At 64.9% G+C, this 19,926-nt stretch carries 19 protein-coding genes; 11 read left to right on the top strand and 8 right to left on the bottom strand.

Going from position 1 to position 19,926, the window contains the following annotated elements:
* Positions 1-17 precede the first annotated feature (17 nt).
* The gene (gene queG / locus O0881_RS12140) at positions 18-1,109 is read left to right on the top strand and encodes a tRNA epoxyqueuosine(34) reductase QueG (RefSeq protein WP_099666599.1); all 1,092 of its coding nucleotides are present in this window, start codon (positions 18-20) and stop codon (positions 1,107-1,109) included.
* A 7-nt stretch (positions 1,110-1,116) separates the two neighbouring features.
* On the opposite strand, the gene O0881_RS12135 is transcribed toward queG, so the two are convergent.
* Positions 1,117-1,461 carry a DUF3052 family protein gene (locus O0881_RS12135; protein ID WP_289911416.1) on the bottom strand — a complete coding sequence of 115 codons (345 nt, stop codon included), beginning with the start codon at positions 1,459-1,461 and terminating at the stop codon, positions 1,117-1,119.
* Positions 1,462-1,607: 146 nt separating this feature from the next.
* Here O0881_RS12135 and O0881_RS12130 point away from each other — a divergent pair, with 146 nt between their 5' ends.
* Positions 1,608-2,255 (top strand): PadR family transcriptional regulator, encoded by a 648-nt coding sequence (locus O0881_RS12130; RefSeq protein ID WP_289911415.1) that lies wholly within the window; start codon positions 1,608-1,610, stop codon positions 2,253-2,255.
* A gap of 22 nt (positions 2,256-2,277) precedes the next feature.
* Complete coding sequence (locus O0881_RS12125; protein WP_289911414.1) at positions 2,278-3,105, top strand: siderophore-interacting protein; 828 nt, start codon at positions 2,278-2,280, stop codon at positions 3,103-3,105.
* Between the two features lie 46 nt (positions 3,106-3,151).
* Here O0881_RS12125 and O0881_RS12120 read toward each other — a convergent pair whose 3' ends face one another.
* Together O0881_RS12120 and O0881_RS12115 are read right to left on the bottom strand one after the other, a co-directional pair.
* Positions 3,152-3,736: a response regulator gene (locus O0881_RS12120; RefSeq protein WP_034780029.1), complete on the bottom strand. Its 585-nt coding sequence runs from the start codon at positions 3,734-3,736 to the stop codon at positions 3,152-3,154.
* A 32-nt stretch (positions 3,737-3,768) separates the two neighbouring features.
* The gene (locus O0881_RS12115; RefSeq protein WP_289911413.1) at positions 3,769-5,787 is read right to left on the bottom strand and encodes a PAS domain S-box protein; all 2,019 of its coding nucleotides are present in this window, start codon (positions 5,785-5,787) and stop codon (positions 3,769-3,771) included.
* 145 nt (positions 5,788-5,932) lie between these two features.
* Here O0881_RS12115 and O0881_RS12110 point away from each other — a divergent pair, with 145 nt between their 5' ends.
* From O0881_RS12110 to O0881_RS12085, 6 genes are all read left to right on the top strand, one after another.
* A complete protein-coding gene (locus O0881_RS12110) occupies positions 5,933-6,925 on the top strand; it encodes a TRAP transporter substrate-binding protein (RefSeq protein ID WP_251351784.1) in 993 nt (330 codons plus the stop codon).
* Between the two features lie 124 nt (positions 6,926-7,049).
* Positions 7,050-7,622 carry a TRAP transporter small permease gene (locus O0881_RS12105; protein WP_251351765.1) on the top strand — a complete coding sequence of 191 codons (573 nt, stop codon included), beginning with the start codon at positions 7,050-7,052 and terminating at the stop codon, positions 7,620-7,622.
* The gene (locus O0881_RS12100; protein WP_289911412.1) at positions 7,619-8,899 is read left to right on the top strand and encodes a TRAP transporter large permease subunit; all 1,281 of its coding nucleotides are present in this window, start codon (positions 7,619-7,621) and stop codon (positions 8,897-8,899) included. Before O0881_RS12105 ends, O0881_RS12100 begins: the two co-directional genes overlap by 4 nt.
* Positions 8,900-9,325: 426 nt before the next feature.
* On the top strand, positions 9,326-9,838 hold the full coding sequence (locus tag O0881_RS12095) for a methylated-DNA--[protein]-cysteine S-methyltransferase (protein ID WP_289911411.1): 513 nt from the start codon (positions 9,326-9,328) through the stop codon (positions 9,836-9,838).
* Positions 9,835-10,752, top strand: coding sequence for a site-specific tyrosine recombinase XerD (gene xerD / locus O0881_RS12090; RefSeq protein WP_289911410.1), 918 nt, complete (start codon positions 9,835-9,837; stop codon positions 10,750-10,752). Before O0881_RS12095 ends, xerD begins: the two co-directional genes overlap by 4 nt.
* An 80-nt stretch (positions 10,753-10,832) precedes the next feature.
* On the top strand, positions 10,833-11,039 hold the full coding sequence (locus tag O0881_RS12085) for a hypothetical protein (RefSeq protein WP_102296696.1): 207 nt from the start codon (positions 10,833-10,835) through the stop codon (positions 11,037-11,039).
* A 67-nt stretch (positions 11,040-11,106) separates the two neighbouring features.
* On the opposite strand, the gene O0881_RS12080 is transcribed toward O0881_RS12085, so the two are convergent.
* From O0881_RS12080 to O0881_RS12070, 3 genes are read right to left on the bottom strand one after another with little or no spacing between them, the layout of a single operon-like run.
* A complete protein-coding gene (locus O0881_RS12080) occupies positions 11,107-12,384 on the bottom strand; it encodes a TolC family protein (RefSeq protein WP_289911409.1) in 1,278 nt (425 codons plus the stop codon).
* Positions 12,371-15,475 carry a CusA/CzcA family heavy metal efflux RND transporter gene (locus O0881_RS12075; RefSeq protein ID WP_289911408.1) on the bottom strand — a complete coding sequence of 1,035 codons (3,105 nt, stop codon included), beginning with the start codon at positions 15,473-15,475 and terminating at the stop codon, positions 12,371-12,373. Before O0881_RS12075 ends, O0881_RS12080 begins: the two co-directional genes overlap by 14 nt.
* Positions 15,468-16,592: an efflux RND transporter periplasmic adaptor subunit gene (locus O0881_RS12070; protein ID WP_289911407.1), complete on the bottom strand. Its 1,125-nt coding sequence runs from the start codon at positions 16,590-16,592 to the stop codon at positions 15,468-15,470. The genes O0881_RS12075 and O0881_RS12070 overlap by 8 nt, the downstream gene beginning before the upstream one ends.
* A 235-nt stretch (positions 16,593-16,827) precedes the next feature.
* On the opposite strand from O0881_RS12070, the gene O0881_RS12065 reads away from it, so the two are divergent.
* Positions 16,828-17,508 carry a response regulator transcription factor gene (locus tag O0881_RS12065; RefSeq protein WP_289911406.1) on the top strand — a complete coding sequence of 227 codons (681 nt, stop codon included), beginning with the start codon at positions 16,828-16,830 and terminating at the stop codon, positions 17,506-17,508.
* Positions 17,501-18,898 (top strand): ATP-binding protein, encoded by a 1,398-nt coding sequence (locus O0881_RS12060; RefSeq protein ID WP_289911405.1) that lies wholly within the window; start codon positions 17,501-17,503, stop codon positions 18,896-18,898. Before O0881_RS12065 ends, O0881_RS12060 begins: the two co-directional genes overlap by 8 nt.
* Here O0881_RS12060 and O0881_RS12055 read toward each other — a convergent pair.
* Both O0881_RS12055 and O0881_RS12050 read right to left on the bottom strand, forming a co-directional pair.
* Positions 18,890-19,201, bottom strand: a complete 312-nt coding sequence (locus tag O0881_RS12055; RefSeq protein WP_289911404.1) for a hypothetical protein — start codon at positions 19,199-19,201, stop codon at positions 18,890-18,892. The two genes, O0881_RS12060 and O0881_RS12055, sit on opposite strands and share 9 nt — an antisense overlap.
* Complete coding sequence (locus tag O0881_RS12050) at positions 19,201-19,923, bottom strand: MgtC/SapB family protein (protein WP_289903640.1); 723 nt, start codon at positions 19,921-19,923, stop codon at positions 19,201-19,203. Before O0881_RS12050 ends, O0881_RS12055 begins: the two co-directional genes overlap by 1 nt.
* Between the last annotated feature and the right edge of the window lie 3 nt (positions 19,924-19,926).

The following is a 19,926-nucleotide window of genomic DNA, read 5'->3' as shown; positions in this document are numbered from 1 at the left end:
TTTCCGTAAAGTCCCCTATGTCCGCCACCGTCACCGATCTCGCCGCCTTGGCGCGCACCATCAAAGAATGGGGGCGCGAGCTGGGTTTTGCCGAGGTGCGCATCGCCGACGTGGACCTGTCGCACATGGAAGCGCCCTTGCAAGCCTGGCTCGATGCAGGGTATCACGGCGAAATGGATTACATGGCCAGCCACGGCATGAAGCGCGCCCGCCCGGCCGAACTGGTGCCGGGCACGGTGCGCGCCATCAGCGCGCGCATGAATTACCTGCCGCCGGCGCTGGGGCCCGACTGGCGCGAACGCGAGGCGGCGCGCGACGCCGATCCCGCGGCGGCCGTGATCTCCGTGTATGCGCGGGGCCGCGACTACCACAAGGTGATGCGTTCGCGCCTGCAGCAGCTGGCCGAGCGCATCAAGGGCGAAATCGGCGACTTCGGCTACCGCGTCTTCAGCGATTCGGCGCCCGTGATGGAAGTCGAGCTGGCGCAAAAGGGCGGCTTGGGTTGGCGCGGCAAGCACACCTTGCTGATCAACCGCCAGGGCGGCTCCTTCTTTTTCCTTGGCGAGATCCTCATCGACGTGCCGCTGCCGGTCGATCCGCCGGAAACGCCGCGCTGCGGCCAGTGCTCGGCATGCATCACGGTGTGCCCCACGCAAGCCATCCTGGGGCCGCACAAGCTCGATGCGCGCCGCTGCATCTCCTACCTGACCATCGAATTGAAGGGCGCCATTCCCGTCGAGATGCGGCCTTTGATCGGCAACAAGGTGTACGGCTGCGACGATTGCCAGACCGTCTGCCCGTGGAACAAGTTCGCTCAGCGCGCCGTGGTGCCCGATTTCGACGAGCGCCACAGCCTGGGCAGCGCCGGCATGGTGGAGCTGTTCGCCTGGACGGAAGAAGAATTCAACCGCCGCATGGAAGGCAGCGCGATTCGCCGCATCGGCCATGAACGCTGGCTGCGCAACCTGGCCGTCGGCATGGGCAACGCGGCTGCCAAGGCCCGGGGCCAGGCCGACATCGTCGCGGCCCTGCTGTCGCGCCGCGAGCACCCGTCGGCCATCGTGCGCGAGCACGTCGAGTGGGCGCTGGCCTTGCACGGCGTCGTTTAACTCCCTCTCAAGCCTGCTTCAGGCGCAGCGCCGACCAGTTTGCGTCGATGGCGATCATTGCCACGCTGTCGAGTCCTATGGTTTGCGCAAAATTGCGGATATCGTCGCGGTGGATGTCGCTGCCCGCCTTCACGCCACCCTTGCGGTACGCCACCCAGACCGCGCCGCCGGGCGCCAGGCGCGCCTGCGCCACCGGCAGGAATTGCTCCAGTTCCGCGCGGCTGCGCGCGAACAGCACGATCCAGTCGGCGTTTTCTCCTTCATTCACCCGCCGCTCGGCCGGCAGTTGCGCCAGCAGGGCATCGTGTTCGCCGCCGTCATTGAGCACGGCCAGGGCTTTGGCATTTTTCACATACATTTTGTCAGCGGTGGTTTTGTCAGGCATGGCAGGGACATGTCGATTGGAGAAAGACGAGCATAACAAATTTCTCCTTGACTTATCGATATATCGTTATAAAATGTCGATACCTACTAACGATATATCTTTAAAGAGAAAACATGAGAAACTCACACCACGCAGAACACGGCCATTGCGGCCAACATCATCACCACCATCACGGCGAGCACTGTCACGACCACCGCGGCGAATACGCCATGCATGGCCGCGGTCCGCGCGGCTTCGACGAGCGCGGCGACGGCATGGGCCCTGGCGGCCCCGGTGGCAGGGGCGGGCGCGGCGAACGGGCCGAGCGCGTCTTCGGCCGCGGCGATCTGCCGCTGATCGTGCTGGCGCTGATCGAGATCAGCCCCCGCCACGGCTATGAAATCATCAAGGCCATCGAAGAACGTTGCGGCGGCGCCTATGCCCCCAGCCCGGGCGCCGTGTATCCGACCCTGACCCTGCTGGAAGAGCAGGACCACGTGACGTCCTCCGAAAGCGCCAGCGGCAAAAAGCTCTACACGATCACGGACCTGGGCCGCGCCTACCTCGACGAGAACCGCGCCCAGGTGGACGGCATCCTGGCGCGCCTCGACATGTTTGCCCGCGTCCAGGCGCGCAACGCCTTGCCCGAGCGCGTGCGCCAGGCCATGCACACCCTCAAGCATGCGCTCTTGCTGAACAAGACCAGCTGGAGCGACGCGGAAGCCGAGCGCGTCTCGGCCGTGCTGGAACAGGCGGCCAACGCCATCGTCGACGGCCACTGAGCCTACTTTACAAGGATAAGCAATGACTACTGACTCAACTGCCGCACCACGTCCGCATGCCATCGAGCGCGTGCGGCATGACTTGAAACTGCGCGTGCTCACCGTCGTGCGCACCGAGCAGCTGACGCCCCACATGCGCCGCATCACCCTGGCGGGCGACGACCTGGAGGGATTTGTCTCGCCGGCGCACGACGACCACGTGAAACTGTTCTTCCCCGCCTCCGGCGAGACCACTCCCGTGTTTCCCATGCTGGGCAATGGCGCGAATCCCATCCAGTATGGGGAAGGCGCGCGTCCCATCGCCCGCAACTACACGCCGCGCCGCTACGACGCGGCGCGGCGCGAGCTGGAAATCGACTTCGTGCTGCATGGCGACGGCCCCGCAGCCAGCTGGGCGGCGCAAGCTGCACCCGGCCAGACCCTGGGCGTGGGCGGACCGCGCGGCTCGATGCTGGTGCCGCTTGATTTCGACTGGTATGTGCTGGTGGGCGACCAGACGGCCTTGCCGGCCATTGCCCGCCGCCTGGAGCAGCTGCCGGCCACGGCGCGCGCGACGGCCGTGATCGAGATCGTCGAAAACGGCGAACAGATCGCGTTGGACAGCGCGGCGCAGCTGGACGTGCGCTGGGTGGCGCGCCATGGCCGCAAGGGACCGCTGCTGCTGGAGGAATTGGCGCAGGTCGCCTTGCCGCAGGATGGCGATGGCTACGTGTGGGTGGCGTGCGAGCATGCGCAGGTGCAGGGCTTGCGCGGGCATTTCATCGACGCCGGGGTGCCGAAGCAGCATCTGCACGTGGCCAGCTACTGGAAGCATGGCGTGGAAGAGCACCATGAGCATCACGACGACTGATTAGATACTTGAAACCTCGATCCGGGGTCTGACGCCGGATTTCAGTCTACTTCAACAACCCCGCAAGCTCCACCGCCGTCTTGACCTGCATCTTGTCGAAGATATGCGCGCGGTGGACTTCCACGGTGCGCATGCTGATGCCCAGCTTGTCGGCCACCACCTTGTTCATCTTCCCCGCCAGAATCAGGTCCAGCACTTCGCGCTCGCGCGTCGACAGGGTGGCCAGGCGCGCGTGCACGGCAGCCAGTTCGCCTGCCTGGCGCGAGTTGGCCAGTCCCTGCTGCACGCGGTCCATCAGGTCGTTGTCGTTGAACGGCTTTTCAAAGAAATCGAAGGCGCCCCGTTTCAGGCTGTCGACGGCCATCGGCACGTCGCCGTGGCCGGTGAGGAAAATCACGGGCAGGCGCGCTGTCAGGTCGCGCTTGACCAGCTGGTCGAACAGGGCGATGCCGTTCATGTCGGGCATGCGCACGTCGAGCAGCACGCAGTCGCCGGCGGCGTCGAAGCTGCCGTCCAGGCTATCGAGGAATTGCTGGGCGCTGGCGTAGTTGCGCGCCTCGATGCTGCGCGAGGCGGCCAGCCAGGACAGGGAGTCGCGTACGACCTCTTCGTCGTCAATGATGTGCAGCATGGTGTCTCCGGATTGTCGTTATGCGTTATTCGTTAAGGCGAGTGCGGCGCGCGCGGCGCGGCCGGCACGCTGAATGTAAAGATCGTACCGCCAGCGGGGTTGGCGCCGAAGGTCAGCGCGCCGCCGTGAAATTCGATGGCGGTGCGGCAGATGTTCAGGCCCATGCCCATGCCTTCGGACTTGGTCGAGAAAAACGGCGAAAACAGCCGCTCGGCCACGTCCTGCGGGATGCCGTGGCCATGGTCGATCACGTCCACCGTCACCATGCCTTGCTGCGCGTCGTGGCTGGCCCGCAGGCGCATGATACGCCGTCCCGGCGCCGCATCCTGCATCGCTTCGATGGCGTTGCGGGTCAGGTTCAGCAGCACTTGCTCGATCATCACGGGATCGGCACGCAGCAGCGGCAGGTCCGGCGGCAGCTCTTCCTGGATGGTGACATAGTATTTGCGCGCCTGCAGGTCGATCAGCGCGCGGATGCCGTCGATCAGGGTGCGGATGGCGATATCCTGGCGTTGCGGCTCGCTCTTGCGCACGAAATCGTGCACGCTGCGGATGATCTGGCCGGCCCGCTGCGCCTGCGCGCTGGCCTGTTCCAGCGCCGGTTTTAATGTGCCCGGATCGACGGGGGCGTCATGCTCGATGGCGCGGCGAATCAGGTTCAGCGCGCCCGTCGTGTAGCTGGAAATGGCCGCCAGCGGCTGATTTAATTCATGCGCCAGCATCGACGCCAGCTCGCCCATGGTGGCCAGGCGCGAACTCGTTTGCAGTTTTTCCTGCTGCTGGCGATTCAATTCCTCGACCCGCTTGCGGTCCGAGATGTCGAGCACGGAACCCATCCAGCCCGTCTGCTGGCCGTTCTTGTCCACCAGCGGGGCCTCGAAGATCAGCACGGGCACGCGCGTGCCGTCCGGGCGCTGGAAATAGGTTTCGAACTGCGGCGTGGGATTGCCGGCCAGCGCCTTGACGAAGCGCTGCTGGTATTCTTCCAGCGCCTCGGGCACCCAGTAGGGCATGGGCGGCAGGCGCCCCAGGATTTCCTCGGGCGGATAGCCGACGATCTGGCAGAACGCGGGATTGACGTATGTGACTCTCCCTTCCAGGTCGCGCGCGCGCATGCCCGTCACCAGCGAGTTTTCCATCGCCGTGCGAAACAGCATCTGCTGGCGCAGCGCGCCTTCGGCCACCAGGCGGCGCGAAATATGCCGCCACAGGGCCAGCAAGCTCCACAGCAGTCCCAGCGACAGGGCGATGACGGAGCCGACCAGCAGATTGGGCAGCAGCTTGGGCTGGCTTTTCACGCTGTCGGTAAACAGGGTGATGGTGGCGCCGGGCACGTCGAGCGCGCGCTTGTGCGTGTACACGCCGTGGCCGGGGCCGGCCGCGGCGCGCCGCGCCAGCACCTTGTCGTCGCGGTCGATCAAGGAGATCTGGTTATCCTGCGCAAACCACCACGGCACCATTTCATCGAGCAGGCTGCTGATCTGGTAGGTGGCCACCAGACTGCCGACATAGCGCTGGCCGTCGAACAGGGGCTGGTGGTAATCCATCAGCATGGCGCCCGGCGGCGCATCGGGAAAGCCGCTTTGCTGCGAAGGCTGGGCATATTGGCCCCGGTGCAGGCGGCGTGCATTGTCGGCCGCCGTCAGCGAGGCCGCCGAAAACGACAGCGCATGCGGCAGGCTGTTGTCGCTGGTGGCCAGCACCTTGCCGCTGGTGTCGAGCCACAGCACGCGCTGCAGTTCGCGGCCATTGCGCAGCATCTGCTGCAGCCGTTCGTGCACTTTTTCCGCGCCCAGAGAGGCGCTGGCGATGTCCACGCCCAGGTTGAACAGGCTTTCCTCGTTGCGCGCCAGCTGGAAGCGGATGGTTTGCTCCACCCACAGGGTGTCGGCGATCAGTTGCTCCTGGCGCTCGTTGCTTTCCATCTGGCGCGCCTGCCAGGGCAGCCAGAACAGGATGGACAGGAACAGCAGCAGCAGGATGACGGGCAGCAGCCAGCGCATCGGGCTCGATAGCTTGAAGCGGCGCGCAAAGGTGGGGGAAGTCGGCATGGCTGGCAGGGTAGCGGCTTATCGGGAGCCGGCTATTGTGGTTAACCACAATAGCCGGAGTAGTTTCTTTAGCACAATATCCAAGTAGACAAAAAATAAAGTTTTTTACAAAACCACTCAGGAGACAAAAATGCAACTGCCGCCAATGAAAACCCTGTTCGTCGCGCTGTGCGCCGCGATCGGCGCCACCGCCGGCGTCCACGCCTACGCGCAAGCGCCGATCGTCATCAAATTCAGCCACGTCGTGGCCACCGATACGCCGAAAGGCCAGGCCGCCGAGCGCTTCAAGCAGCTGGCCGAAAAAGCCACGAATGGCAAGGTCAAGGTCGAACTCTACCCGAACAGCCAGCTGTACAAGGACAAGGAAGAACTCGAAGCCCTGCAGCTGGGCGCCGTGCAGATGCTGGCGCCGTCGCTGGCCAAGTTCGGCCCCCTGGGCGTAAAGGAATTCGAAGCGTTCGACCTGCCCTACATCTTCCCCACCAAGACGGCGCTGTACAACGTCACCGAAGGCGAAATCGGCAAGAGCCTGCTGAAAAAACTGGAACCCAAGGGTATCACGGGCCTGGCCTACTGGGATAACGGCTTCAAGGTGATGTCGGCCAACAAGCCGCTGCATACGCCGGCCGACTTCAAGGGTCTGAAAATGCGCATCCAGTCGTCGAAGGTGCTCGACGCGCAGATGCGCGCGCTGGGCGCCAACCCGCAGGTGCTGGCCTTCTCGGAAGTGTATCAGGCGCTGCAGACGGGCGTGGTCGACGGCACGGAAAATCCGCCATCGAATATGTACACGCAAAAGATGCATGAAGTGCAAAAGCACGTGACCGTGTCGAACCACGGCTACCTGGGCTATGCCGTCATCGTCAACAAGAAATTCTGGGATGGCTTGCCGCCCGAAATCCGCGGCCAGCTGGAAAAAGCCATGCGCGAGGCGACCACGTTTGAAAAAGCCATCGCCCAGCGCGACAATGACCAGGCCCTCGACGCCATCAAGAAGGCGGGCAGGACGCAGATCTATACCCTGACGGTGCAGGAGCAGGCCGAATGGCGCAAGGCTCTGGCGCCCGTGCAGAAGGCCATGGAAGCGCGCATCGGCAAGGATCTGATCTCGGCCATCAACAAGGAAAGCGCGAAGTAAGCCGCTGGCTGTAGCGCGCCGCGCCGCCTGGCGCGGCAGGCAGGCCATCCCTGCCAGTTCGTTTGAACGACTCCTGCGCGTCCTGCGCGGGAGTGCGTGTACCCGCATTCTTTGAAAGTCCACCATGAAATTTCTGGATCACCTGGAAGAGTGGCTGATCGCGACCCTGATGGGCGCCGCCACCTTCATCATCTTCGTCGCGGTCGTGCACCGCTATCTGGCCGGCTTGCCGATCCCCGTCGTGCAAGACTTCCTGATTCAAATCAATACCAGCTGGGCCCAGGAACTGTGCATCTACATGTTCGTCTGGATGGCCAAGTTCGGCGCCGCGTACGGCGTGCGCACGGGCATCCACGTGGGCGTCGACGTCTTGATCAACCGCATGAATCCCCGCTGGCGCGACCGTTTCATCGTCTTCGGCCTGGGGGCCGGCGCCCTGTTTACGGGCATCGTGGGCACGCTGGGCGCCAGCTTCGTGTGGTCGATCGGCCACACGGACCAGACGTCGGCCGACATGGAAGTGCCGATGTGGCTGGTCTACCTGGCCGTGCCGCTCGGTTCCTACCTGATGTGCTTCCGCTTCCTGCAGGTGATGGTGCATTTCATCAAGACGGGCGCCTTGCCGAAACACGACCACTCGCATGTCGAGGGGCTGGAAGACGAATTGACGGCGGAAGAAAAAGGAGCCAAGGCATGAACGCGCTGATCATCTTTGTATTGCTGCTGGTGCTGATGCTGACCGGCATGCCGATTTCCATTTCGCTGGGCCTGACGGTACTCACCTTCCTGTTCACCATGACCAGCGTGCCCATCGAATCGGTGGCCCTGAAGATTTTCACGGGCATCGAAAAATTCGAAATCATGGCCATCCCGTTCTTCATTTTGGCGGGCAACTTCCTCACGCATGGCGGGGTGGCGCGGCGCATGATCAACTTCGCCAGCTCCATGGTGGGACACTGGCATGGCGGCCTGGCGCTGGCCGGCGTGATGGCGTGCGCGCTGTTTGCCGCCGTCTCCGGTTCCAGCCCCGCCACGGTGGTGGCGATCGGCTCCATCATCCTGCCGGCCATGGTCAAGCAGGGCTACCCGCGCGGTTTCGGCGCCGGCGTCATCACCACCTCGGGCGCCCTGGGCATTTTGATACCGCCATCGATCGTGATGGTGATGTATTCCGTCAGCACCAACACGTCCGTCGGCAAACTGTTCATGGCGGGCGTGATTCCCGGCATGATGCTGGCCATGCTGCTGGGCCTGACCACGTGGTTCTTGGCGCGCAAGCACAATTATCCACGCATGAAAAAGGCCAGCTGGAGCGAGCGCTTCGTGACGTTCAAGAAGAGCGCCTGGGGCTTGCTGCTGATCGTCATCGTCATGGGCGGCATCTATTCGGGCGCCTTCACGCCGACGGAAGCGGCCGCCATGGCCGCCGTGTACGCCTTCATCATCGCTGTCTTCGTCTACAAGGACTTGAAGATCAAGCAAGTGGGCAAGGTCTTGCTCGATTCGGCCGCCATGTCGGCGATGCTGTTGTACATCATCACGAATGCCGTGCTGTTCTCGTTCCTGATGACCAGCGAAAACATTCCGCAAGCGATGGCCGAATGGATCACAGGCAAGGGCCTGGGCGTGATCAGCTTCTTGTTGGTGGTCAACGTGCTGCTGTTGTTGGCTGGTAACGTCATGGAACCGTCGTCCATCGTGCTGATCATGGCACCGATTCTGTTCCCCGTGGCTATGAAGCTGGGCATCGACCCTGTGCACTTCGGCATCTTGATCGTGGTCAATATGGAGGTCGGCATGTGCCATCCGCCCGTGGGCCTGAACCTGTACGTGGCGTCCGGCATCACCAAGATGGGCATCTCGGAGCTGACCGTGGCCGTGATGCCGTGGCTGCTGACGATGCTGGGCTTCCTCGTGCTGATTACCTACGTACCACAAATCTCGCTGTGGTTGCCAAATTTAATTTACAACTAAAACAGTTGTCCCCGTCATGGTGCAAAAAAAGTCGATCCGGCCGAATAAATGCGCTATGATGAGCAGCCTTAAGGGGAAACACGTATATGCATATGCGCCCTGGTAGCAAGGCTGAAATACAGAATTGGTAACAAGGTTAGTGGGGGAGTGGTCTATAAAAACGGTATTGATACCGGGGATATATTGAGGAGACACACGTTTCACAGAAGTTGTTGAGTCATAGCTGTCTGCGGCCACAAGCCGGCACCGGCGGACCCAAACGACCGGGAACGTGAAGCAATATTTGAAGCGCACCGACTGGTGCGCTTTTTTTTCGTGCGGGGGGAAACGTCCGCCGGCACGCCCAAAGTCGGTGCATAATCACCGGGGCGCAGCCAGATGCGCCGGCAGGTTGTATATATGCCACACTTGAAATTTGATCAGCAGATGAAAAAACAACAGGGCAGTGAACTGTTCAGCGCCATCGTGGCCGCGCCGTTCGGCGCCATGGGCGTGCGCACGCAGGATGGCCAGCTGCGCGAACTGGTCTACCTGCCGCCGCACTTTGCGGAAAAAGACGCGCAGGATGCCGTCTCCGAGCGGGCGTGCCAGCAACTGGCGCGCTATTTCCTTGATCCCGATTATGTCTTTGACCTGCCACTGGCAGACGCGGGCAGCGCCTACCAGCAACGCGTATGGGCAGCGATTGCCAGCATTCCGCGTGGCCAGGTGCGCACGTATGGCGACGTGGCGCGCCTGATCGGCTCGGCGCCGCGCGCCGTGGGCCAGGCCTGCGGCGCCAACTGGTTTCCCGTGGTCATACCGTGCCACCGGGTCACGGCCGCTGGCGGCCTGGGCGGCTTTGCCCACCACGACGATGCGACGGGCTTCCACCTGGGTGTCAAGCGCTGGCTGCTGGCGCATGAAGGCGTCGAGGGCATGGGGTGGTCCAAACGATGATGAACAGCCTGCTGGCGCCCGACAACACTACCCTGATCGATGAATTCTGCGACAGCCTGTGGCTGGAAGACGGCCTGTCGAAGAACTCGCTGGACGCCTACCGGCGCGACATGCGCCTGTTCGCGCGCTGGCTGGAAGTGAACCGGCCCGGGCGCGAGGGCCTGTACGAGGTATCCACGGCCGATATCGACGCGTATTTCGCGGCCCGCCACGACGAGAGCAAGGCGACCTCGTCGAACCGGCGCTTGTCCGTGCTCAAGCGCTTTTACCAGCTGGCCTTGCGGCACAAGCATATCGCGGCCGATCCGTGCCTGAAGATGGTCTCGGCCAAGCAGCCGGCGCGCTTCGTGCACACCTTGAGCGAAGCGCAGGTGGAAGCCTTGCTGGCGGCGCCCGACGTGAGCACGCCGCTGGGCCTGCGCGAACGCACGATGCTGGAGCTCATGTATGCGAGCGGCTTGCGCGTGTCGGAACTGGTGGATTTGAAATCGGTGGAATTGAGCCTGAACGATGGCGTGCTGCGCATCACGGGCAAGGGCAGCAAGACGCGCCTGGTGCCGTTCGGCGAGCAGGCGCGGCTGTGGATCGAGCGCTACCTGAAGGAAGCGCGCGGCGTCATCCTCGATGGGCAGATGGACGATGCGCTGTTCGTCACGCGGCGCGGCGGCGCCATGACGCGGCAAATGTTCTGGGTCATCATCAAGAAACACGCGCTGAGCGCTGGCATCACGGTGCCGCTGTCGCCGCACACCTTGCGCCATGCGTTCGCCACGCATTTGCTCAACCATGGCGCGGACTTGCGTGTTGTGCAATTGTTACTGGGGCACTCCGATATTTCCACCACGCAGATTTACACGCATGTGGCCCGCGAACGGCTGAAACTGCTGCATGCGCAGCATCATCCGCGCGGCTAAAAATTTTGTATTTGCTCCAACTGCGTCATAATGTGCCCTATGTGCTTATCTGTAACAATAAAAAACTAAAGAGGTAGTAAATGGCCAAGACAAATTTCCAATACGAAAAACGGCAAAAAGAGCTGGAAAAGAAGAAGAAAGCCGAGGAAAAAGCCAGACGCAAGCTGGAAGCGAAGAACAATCCGAAACCGGCCGATGGAAGCGAAGGCGATGAGCCGGAAGCGGACGACGCCGACGTCGACGCAGATCCGGCCGCCGAAGGCGACGCACCCGCCCAGCCCCAGTAACTCCCCGTTCCTGACGACCGGTGCGGCATATCGCCGCGCCGGTATCCCCTCGTTCTCCCTTCCCCCGCTACAAGCGTGGCCGCTGGCCAAGCGCCAGTTGCAGCTGCGTGCTGGCCATGGCCGCATCGGCGCGCGCCTGCACATAGCCCTGATACGCGTCATCGGCCGAGCGCTGCGCCGCCAGCCATTCCAGCAGCGAGGCATTGCCGCTGAAGTAAGACAGGCGCATGCCGTCGACCACCTTTTGCGCATCGACCAGCACGCCGTCTCGGTAGCGCGCCAGCCTGTCCTGCGCCGCATGCAGCTGCCGCTGCGCCGTGCGCACTTGCGTCTCCGCCTGTAATTCGGCCTGGCGCAGGGCCAGCATCGCTTGCGTGACCCCCGCTTCGGCTTGCACCACGTCACCCTTGTCACGCCGCGACAGGGGAATCGGGATGGCCAGCGAGATGGACAGCGCACGGGAGCGGGGCGCGCCATCGACGGGATTGCCGCTGGCGTCGATGCCGTCATGGTAGCCGCGCGCGGCGGCCAGGCCTACGGTCACGGTCGGGTCGACGGCGCGGTTGGCGCGCACCAGCGCCGCACCGTCGCGCAGGTTGTCCAGCGTGGCGCGGGCGATGCGCACGTCGTTGCGGGCCTCGAGCGCCTGCGGCACCAGCACGCCGGCGTCGCCGCCCTCGTACGCGGCGAAGTCGCACGCCAGCTGCGCTTGCGGAAACAGACCATCGAACTGGCGCCCCAGCGGCGGCGACAGGGCCAGCATGGCGCTATCGGCCTCGCTGCGCGCCTGCGCCAGGTCGGCCTGGAACTGGTCGCGTTCCACGCGCGACTGCAGCAGCTCGATGCCGCCCACGTCGCCCGCCTTGCGCCGCACGGTATTCGCCTCGACTACCTTCGACAGGGCCGCCATGGTCTGCTCCTTGCGCGCGAGGACCTCGCGCGTGCGGCATGCTTCCGTGAACGCGGCGGCGGCCGTGCCATATAGCTCGCTCCTGAAACCGGCCACCGTTTCCTCGGCCAGCGCGACATTGCTGTGCGCCGCCTTCAAGCGCGCGGCGCGCTTGCCGCCCGTCTCGATGGCCATGCTGATGGCCGGATTCCACGTGACGGGACGGTGTTCGACGCTGCGCACCGTTTCGCGCGTGGCGCCCAGGGTAAACTCGGGATCGGGACGCAGGCCGGCGATGCCGATGCCGGCCTTGGCCGAGGTGATGCCTTCCTGCTGCGCCTGCAATTCCAGGCTGTGGCTTTCCACGGCGGACAAATAGGTTTCAAAGCTCAAGGGTGTGGCAACGGCGCATGGAGCAATTAGCCAGGCCGCCAGCAGTACATTAAAACGTGTCATGGGTCTCTCCTTCGGTGTCGATCCGACGTTGTTGCAGGTGCGCCTCGATCAGGTAATACAGGGCCGGCAACAGCAGCAAGGTCAGTGCGGTCGCCGTCACCAGGCCGCCCACCACGACGGTAGCCAGCGGGCGTTGCACGTCGCTGCCCAGGCCCGTCGCCAGCATGGCCGGCGTCAGCCCCAGGGCGGCCACCGTGGCCGTCATCAGCACGGGACGCATGCGGTCGCGCGCGCCTTCCAGCACGGCGTCGTGCAAGCTTTTCCCCTCGTCGCTGCGCAAGCGGTTGATCTGCGCCAGCATCAGGACGGCATTCAGGACGGCTACGCCGAATAGGGCGATGAAGCCGACGGCGCTCGACACGTTCAAGGTCATGCCGCGCAGGTGCAGCGCGGCCAGGCCACCGAGCATGGCCAGCGGCACGGCCAGCAAGACCAGCGCGGGCTGGCGCAGGTTGCGGAACTGGCCAAACAGCAGCAGGAACATGGCGCCCAGGGTCATCGGCAGGATCAGCGCCAGACGGCTTTGCGCGCGCTGCAGGTTTTCGAACTGGCCGCCCCATTCGACGCTGATGCGCTGGTGCTCGTCGGCTACGGCTTGCGCCACCAGCGGGCGCGCTTCGGCCAGGAAGCTCGCCAGGTCGCGCCCGCGGGCATTCAGGCGCACGATGATGTGGCGCCGTCCCATTTCGCGCACGATAACGCTTTCGCCCGAGGTGGTGCTGATGGTGGCCACCTGCGCCAGCGGAATCCTCGCGCCGTTGGCGGCGTTGAGCTTCAAGTTGGCGATGGCGTCCGGGCTGGAACGCGTGGCCGGCGGGAAGCGCACGGCGATGTCGTAGCTTTTCTCGCCCACGTACACCTGGCCGATGGGCGCGCCGCCGATGCCGGTGGCGATCAGGTCGGCCACGTCCGCCGCGTTGATGCCGTAGCGGGCCGCCTTTGCCCTGTCCAGTTCCACCTTCAGGTTGGGCAGCGGCGGCTCCACGTCCACCGCCACGTCGGAGGCGCCAGGGATAGTCTTCAGGACATTTGCCACCTTGCCGGCGATGCCGCGTACTTCGTCGAGGTCATTGCCGAAGATTTTCACCGTCAGGTCGCTGTGCGCGCCCGACAATTTATCCTGCACGCCGTCGATCATCGGCTGCATGAAAGCCACGGTGACACCGGGCATGCTGGCGAAGCGCGCGTTCATTTTGGCGATCAACTGCTGCTTGCTCATGCCCGACTTCCAGCTCATGTACGGATGCAGGCCCACGCTCGCCTCGATGTGCGACGGCGTCCAGTAATCGGTGCCGTCGTCGTTGCGCCCCGTCTGCGTGACGATGGTCGACACTTCGGGAAACTCCAGCGCGGCGCGCCGCAGTTCGCTGGCCATCTCGGAGGCCTTGTCCAGGGTGATCCCGGGCGGCATCTGTACCTGCAACCACAAGGAGCCTTCATCGAGGTAGGGCAGGAAATCGCGCCCGATGCTGCCGCCCAGCAGCGCCAGGCACGCCAGCGAGGCGGCGCACACCATCGCCACCCAGCGCTTCTTGCCCACCATGCGTTCGAGGAAACGCCCGTACGCGCCCGCCAGCTTGTCCAGCGCGCGGTTATGGAAGGTGCGGCGCGGCTTGCGCAAGGCCAGCCAGGCCAGGCCCGGGATCAGCACCAGCGCCACCACCAGCGCGCCCACCAGCGCCGCGCCCACCGCATACGCCATCGGCGAGAACAGCTTGTATTCGATGCGCTGGAAGGCGAACAGGGGTAAATAAGCGGCGATGATGACGGCCATGCCGAACATGATGGGACGCGCCACCTGCAGGGTCGCATCGATGGCGTCCTGCAGGGTGAGGGGCCGTTCCTGTTCCCGTTCGCGGCGGCGCAGCATGTTTTCCAGCACCACCACGGAACCGTCGACGAGGATGCCGAAGTCGATGGCGCCCAGCGACAGCAGGTTGGCGGGAATTTTAAAATGGTGCATGAAGATGAAGGCGATCAGCAGGGCCAGCGGAATCGTCAGCGCGACGATGGCGGCCGCGCGCGGGCTGCCCAGATACAGCAGCAGCACGAGGGCGACGAGCAGCATGCCTTCGCCCAGAGTGTAACTGACCGTGTGCAGGGTGGCGTCGATCAGCGAGCTGCGGTCCAGGTAGGGCACCACTTTCACATCCTTCGGCAGCACATTGGCATTCAGGTCGTCCACTGCCGCATGGATGCCGGCCAGCGCTTCGGACGGATTGAAGTCCTTCAGCAGCAGGGTGATGCCTTCGATGGTGTCGGGATTGTCGTCCTTGCCGAGGATGCCGCGCCGCTCCACGTTGCCGTAAGCGAGCTTGCCCAGGTCCTTCACCAGCACGGGCACGCCATTCTTGCTGCTGACGACGACGTTGCCCATGTCATCGAGCGAATGCAGCAAGCCCACGCCGCGCACCACGTACGATTGCTGGCCGCGGTCGATGACGCTGCCGCCGCCGCTGATGTTGTTGGCGTTGATGGCGTCCTTGACCTGCGCCAGCGAGAAGCCGTAGCTGTCGAGTTTTGCGGGGTCGAGTTCCAGCATGAACTGCGTCGTGAGTCCGCCGAAATTGCTCACATCGGCCACGCCGCGCACCTGCTGCAGGCGCGGTATCACCGTCCAGAACTGCAGCTCGGACAGTTCGCGCAAGCTGCGCGACTTCGATTCCAAGGTGTAGCGGTAGATCTCGCCCGTCGGCGAGGTATAGGGATCGAGTCCCGGCTTGGCCTCATACGGCAGGTTGACGCTGGCGAGGCGCTCCTGCAGCCGCTCGCGCGTGAAATAGCCGTCGCTGCCATCCTCGAACACCACCGTGATCAGCGACAGGGCGAACAGGCTGCGCGTGCGCAGCACGTGCATGCCGGGCGTGCCGAGCAGGGCGCGTTCGAGCGGAATGGTGATCTGCTGCTCGATTTCCTCGGCGCCCAGGCCCGGCACCTGCGTGACGATTTGCGAGGTGACGTCGGCGATGTCGGGATACGCCTCGATGGGCAGCTGCTTCCAGCAGTAGACGCCGTAGGCGGCGACGAACAGCAGTACCAGCCAGACGATGCCGCGCCGCTGGCAGCAGGTGGCGATGAAACGGTCAATCATTGAGCAGCACTCCTTCCTTGACGACGATGCGTTCGCCCGCCTTCAGGCCGGAGACGATTTCCACCTGGTCGCCATGGCTGGCACCCACTTCCACCGCGCGCGGCGAGAACACCAGCGCGCTGCGTTCCACCATCACGCGCGTCGAGGGCCCGCTTTGCAGCAGGGCGGACGCGGGCACGAGGAGGGCGCGGCGGCTGGCGCCGGCGAACCCCGCGTGGGCGAACATGCCGGGCTTGAAGGCGCCGCTGCGGTTGTCGATGGCCACACGCACCTTCACCGTGCGCGTCTCGGGGTCGAGCACGGCGCCCACATACGCGACCTTGCCTTCGAAAGCCTTGCCGGGCCAGGCGTCGACGGTGATGCTGGTCTTTTGTCCCACGGCCACGTGCGCCAGGTCCCTCTCGGCCACGTTGGCCGACAGCCACACGGTGGACAGGTCGGCCACCGTCATGACGGGCGCGTTGATATCGTTCCAGTAGCCGCCCTGGGCGCCTTCCATGGCGATCACGGTGCCGGCGATCGGCGAACGCAGCACGTAGTCGCGGCGCGACCCACGCGCGCCGGCGCCGTACTGCGCCAGCTTGTCGGCACTGGTCTGGGCGTCGCTGCCGGCCTGCGCAAAAGTGGCCTGCGCCGCCTCGTACTCCTTGCGCGCGGTGATTTCCGCCTCGAACAGGGTTTTCTGGCGTTCCAGTTCCTGGCGCGCCTGCAGCAGGGCGGATTTCGCTTTGCTGTCGTCCGCGTAGGCGGCGCTCAGTTCCGCCGAGTCCAGGGTGAACAGCGGGTCGCCCGCCTTCACGCTGTCGCCCAGGGCGCGTTGCAAGCGCGTGATGCGCCCGGCCAGGGGCGGCGTGATCTTCACCAGCTTCTCCGGCATGGCTTCGATGCTGCCCGGCGCTTCCGTCTGCGTAGCGATGTCCTGTTCCAGCACGGCGGCGATCTGCAGGCGCTGGCGCAGCGGCGACATCTTGTCGACGGCGATGCTGCCGTCGTCCAGATGCATCGCTTGGACGGGCGGCGTGGCTGCCGCCGTCGGCTTGGCGCAGCCGGCCAGGGCCGAGCAGGCGAGAGCGAGGGCGCAGCTGGCGCCCAGGGCGTTGCGGGTGGTCGTGTTCATCCCGTGTTTCCTTGTTATTGATGGTGAGGGGGCATGCGAGGATGCCGTGCCCAGGCGGGCAATGAGAGGGGCGCAGGTGGCGCAGGCTGCGTCACAACAGCGCCGGGAAAGCATAGCAATGTGGTCCTGAAGAAGCGCCCAAGAACGCCTGAATCATTCTTCAGGTTCCGTGCGCGCACGGTGTGGCGCGGTAAAATGCCATTATGGAAAACACGGCGCAATGCGAAAGGCAGGCATGAGAATCCTCCTGGTGGAAGACGACCGCAAGGCGGCGCGCCTGCTGGCGCGCGGCTTGCAGGAAGAAGGCTTTGTCGTCGACGTGGCGCACAGCGCGGAAGAGGGCGAGGACGAAAGCTACGCCGTCGACTACGACGCAATCGTGCTGGACTGGATGTTGCCTGGCAAGCAGGGCATCGATTTTTGCCGCGACTTGCGCGCGCGCGGCATCCAGACGCCCGTGCTGATGCTCACGGCGCGCGACGCCACGGCCGACCGGGTGACGGGCCTGAACACGGGCGCCGACGATTACCTGACCAAGCCGTTCGAATTCGAGGAGCTGCTGGCGCGCATCCGCGCCCTGCTTCGCCGCTCCGATATCAGCCGCCCGCTGGTGCTGGCGCTGGCGGACCTGACGCTCGATCCCGTCAGCCACCAGGCGACGCGGGCTGGCACGCCGCTGGTGCTCACGCCCAAGGAGTACGCCATCCTGCTGATCCTGCTGCGCCAGGCGGGCGAAGTGGTTAGCCGCGCGCGCCTGGCCGAGCAGATCTGGCAGGCGGACCTGATCGGCATCGACAACCTGATCGATGTCCACGTGCGCAACCTGCGGGGGAAAGTGGATGCGCCGGGCTTGCCGGCCTTGATCCACACGGTGCGCGGACGCGGCTTCCGCCTGGCGGAAAACAACGGTGGCTAGCTTTCGCAAGCGCCTGCTGCTGGTGCACCTGGCCGTCATCCTCGCCATCGTCGCCTGTACGGCGCTGGCCGGTTACTGGGGGCTGTCGCGCGCCGTGCATGGCCAGCTCGATGCGGCCCTGCTGGCGCTGGCCGAGACGGAAATGGCCATGCTGCCGGCCGCGCCGCGCCAGCCCGTGCAAGTGCACGAGGTGGCGCCGGGCCAGGCGCCGCCGTCATTGACGCGGCTCGACCGCCTGGTGCAGATCATTGATGGCGAAGGCCGCGTGCTGGCGCGCAGCCGCAACCTGGAGGCGGCGCAATTGCCGGCCCCTCCCGCCTTGCTGGCGCGCCTGGCGGCCGGCGAAACCATTTTCGAGACCCTGCCCAAGTTCGGCGAAGAGCCGCTGCGCATGGTCTCGATTCCCGTGCCTTCGTCCGGCGCGCGCCTGGCGGTACAGGTGGCCGGTTCGCTCGACGATACCAATCACGTGCTGGCCGCGGCCACCGTACTGTTTGGCGCCATGGCGCTGGCGCTGCTCGCGGCCGTGGGCCTGGCCGGCGAAATGCTCACGCGCCGCGTGCTGGGCGCCATCGACGACGTGGTGGACCAGGCGCATTCGATCGGCGAAGCCAGTTTGCACCAGCGCCTGCCCCATCCCGGTACGCAAGACGAGATCGGCCGCCTGGTCGATACCCTGAATGCCATGCTGGACCGCCTGGAACACGGCTACGACGCGCAGCGCCGCTTCACGGCCGACGCTTCGCACGAATTGCGCTCGCCCCTGTCGCGCCTGCGCACGGAAATCGAAATCACCCTGCGCCGCCCGCGCGAGTCGCCCGAATATGTCGATGCGCTGGCATCGTGCCTCGATGAAGTGCAGCGCCTGACGACCCTGGTGGAAGAGCTCTTGATGCTCACGCGCCTGGACGTGGGCCAGGAGCGCAACGCGGTGGAAACCATTGCACTCAATCCGCTCGTGCGGGCGGCGGCGCAGCGCCTGGAAAAGGCGGCAGCGCAGCGCGGCATCCGCATCGTCTTCGATGCAAGTGCAGACGTGCAGGCCAGGGTGGCGGCCGGCCCGGTCGACCTGGTGCTGGCCAATTTGCTGGATAACGCCGTGAAGTTCTCGCCGCCCGACAGCGTCATCAGCGTGCACGTGGCGCGCGATGGCGCGCATGCGATCGTCGGCGTGGCCGATGCGGGACCGGGTATCGGCGTGGAAGACTTGCCGCACCTGTTCGAGCGGTTTTACCGGGGCGCCCAGGCGCGCGCGGGCGAGGCGCCCGGTTTCGGCCTGGGCCTGGCCCTGTCGCAAGCCATCGTGCATGCGTATGGCGGCAGTATCGAGGCGCAGAACCGCCCGCAAGGCGGCGCGCTGTTCCTCATGCGCCTGCCCGCCTCAAGCTGAAGGCGCGACGCCTTCCCAGCGCACTTGCCGCACTTGCGGCCAGGCGCCCGCGCGGTTGACGAAGCGCACCAGCACGGCGCGCTGCATGGCCTGGCACAGCACCGTGGCGATCAGCTGCACCACTTGCCGGGCTTCGTCCCAGCTGCGCAGCATCTGCGACGGCGCCAGGCCTGCTCCCTTGAGTTCGGCCAGCAGCAGACGCACGACGTGGTCGGCCTGCGCCGCGGGGCAGGTGACGGTCAGGCGGTAGGTGGCGACAGTCGGACCACGTTTGACAAACCACAGCATCCATTTTTTCATCATCACACTCCCCGTTCGGCGACAAATTCCGCGTTGTTCACCAGCGCCCAGCGCACGGCCGAGACGCTGCCTTCCAGGCTGACCTGGCTGACGATCTGCTCCAGCAATCCCAGGCTGGACAGGGGCGTGAGCAAGTCGGCCCGCACTTCGATGCGTCCGGCGTGCGCTGCATCCTCGCTGTGCAAGGATTGCAGCATCAGGGCCGGCATGCCGCTGATCATGCGCAGCATCAGGTTGCGCACGAGGATTTCCTGCTCCGCCTCGCACACGGCCGTCACGCGGTAGATGCTTTCCGTCTCGATGCCCGCTTCGCTGCCGTGCGCGTTGATGCGTTGTGCCAGGTGGCGCAGCACGAGGTTGGCCACCAGGACAAATCCCGTGCCGATGGCCGCTTCCAGCGCGAAGCCCAAGCCGCACAGGATGCCGATGGCGGCCGAGCACCACAGGGTGGCGGCCGTGTTCAAGCCGCGCACCGTCATGCCTTCGCGCATGATGACGCCGGCGCCCAGGAAGCCGATGCCGGACACCACCTGCGCGGCAATGCGCATATGGCCGGCGCTATCGCCTTCGAGCACGGAAACCATCACGAACAGCGAGGCGCCGACGGAGACCAGCGCGTTCGTGCGCAGGCCCGCCATGCGCTGGCGCAGCTGGCGTTCGGCGCCGATCATGGCGCCCAGGGTCAATGCCGCGGCAACGCGCAGCGCAAAGTCAAATACCACCATCAG

This window comes from Janthinobacterium sp. SUN100 (genome assembly GCF_030397705.1).
Classification (GTDB): Bacteria; Pseudomonadota; Gammaproteobacteria; order Burkholderiales; family Burkholderiaceae_D; genus Janthinobacterium; species Janthinobacterium kumbetense.
Note: the sequence above shows the minus strand (reverse complement) of the source record. Positions and strands in the feature narration are given on the sequence as shown.

Excerpts from the sequence above, each read along its gene's own strand:
- queG (WP_099666599.1), top strand. The coding sequence starts at position 18 with ATGTCCGCCACCGTCACCGATCTCGCCGCCTTGGCGCGCACCATCAAA.
- O0881_RS12130 (WP_289911415.1), top strand. The coding sequence starts at position 1,608 with ATGAGAAACTCACACCACGCAGAACACGGCCATTGCGGCCAACATCAT.
- O0881_RS12125 (WP_289911414.1), top strand. The coding sequence starts at position 2,278 with ATGACTACTGACTCAACTGCCGCACCACGTCCGCATGCCATCGAGCGC.
- O0881_RS12120 (WP_034780029.1), bottom strand. The coding sequence starts at position 3,736 with ATGCTGCACATCATTGACGACGAAGAGGTCGTACGCGACTCCCTGTCC.
- O0881_RS12115 (WP_289911413.1), bottom strand. The coding sequence starts at position 5,787 with ATGCCGACTTCCCCCACCTTTGCGCGCCGCTTCAAGCTATCGAGCCCG.
- O0881_RS12110 (WP_251351784.1), top strand. The coding sequence starts at position 5,933 with ATGAAAACCCTGTTCGTCGCGCTGTGCGCCGCGATCGGCGCCACCGCC.
- O0881_RS12105 (WP_251351765.1), top strand. The coding sequence starts at position 7,050 with ATGAAATTTCTGGATCACCTGGAAGAGTGGCTGATCGCGACCCTGATG.
- O0881_RS12100 (WP_289911412.1), top strand. The coding sequence starts at position 7,619 with ATGAACGCGCTGATCATCTTTGTATTGCTGCTGGTGCTGATGCTGACC.
- O0881_RS12095 (WP_289911411.1), top strand. The coding sequence starts at position 9,326 with ATGAAAAAACAACAGGGCAGTGAACTGTTCAGCGCCATCGTGGCCGCG.
- xerD (WP_289911410.1), top strand. The coding sequence starts at position 9,835 with ATGATGAACAGCCTGCTGGCGCCCGACAACACTACCCTGATCGATGAA.
- O0881_RS12085 (WP_102296696.1), top strand. The coding sequence starts at position 10,833 with ATGGCCAAGACAAATTTCCAATACGAAAAACGGCAAAAAGAGCTGGAA.
- O0881_RS12080 (WP_289911409.1), bottom strand. The coding sequence starts at position 12,384 with ATGACACGTTTTAATGTACTGCTGGCGGCCTGGCTAATTGCTCCATGC.
- O0881_RS12075 (WP_289911408.1), bottom strand. The coding sequence starts at position 15,475 with ATGATTGACCGTTTCATCGCCACCTGCTGCCAGCGGCGCGGCATCGTC.
- O0881_RS12070 (WP_289911407.1), bottom strand. The coding sequence starts at position 16,592 with ATGAACACGACCACCCGCAACGCCCTGGGCGCCAGCTGCGCCCTCGCT.
- O0881_RS12065 (WP_289911406.1), top strand. The coding sequence starts at position 16,828 with ATGAGAATCCTCCTGGTGGAAGACGACCGCAAGGCGGCGCGCCTGCTG.
- O0881_RS12055 (WP_289911404.1), bottom strand. The coding sequence starts at position 19,201 with ATGATGAAAAAATGGATGCTGTGGTTTGTCAAACGTGGTCCGACTGTC.
- O0881_RS12050 (WP_289903640.1), bottom strand. The coding sequence starts at position 19,923 with ATGGTGGTATTTGACTTTGCGCTGCGCGTTGCCGCGGCATTGACCCTG.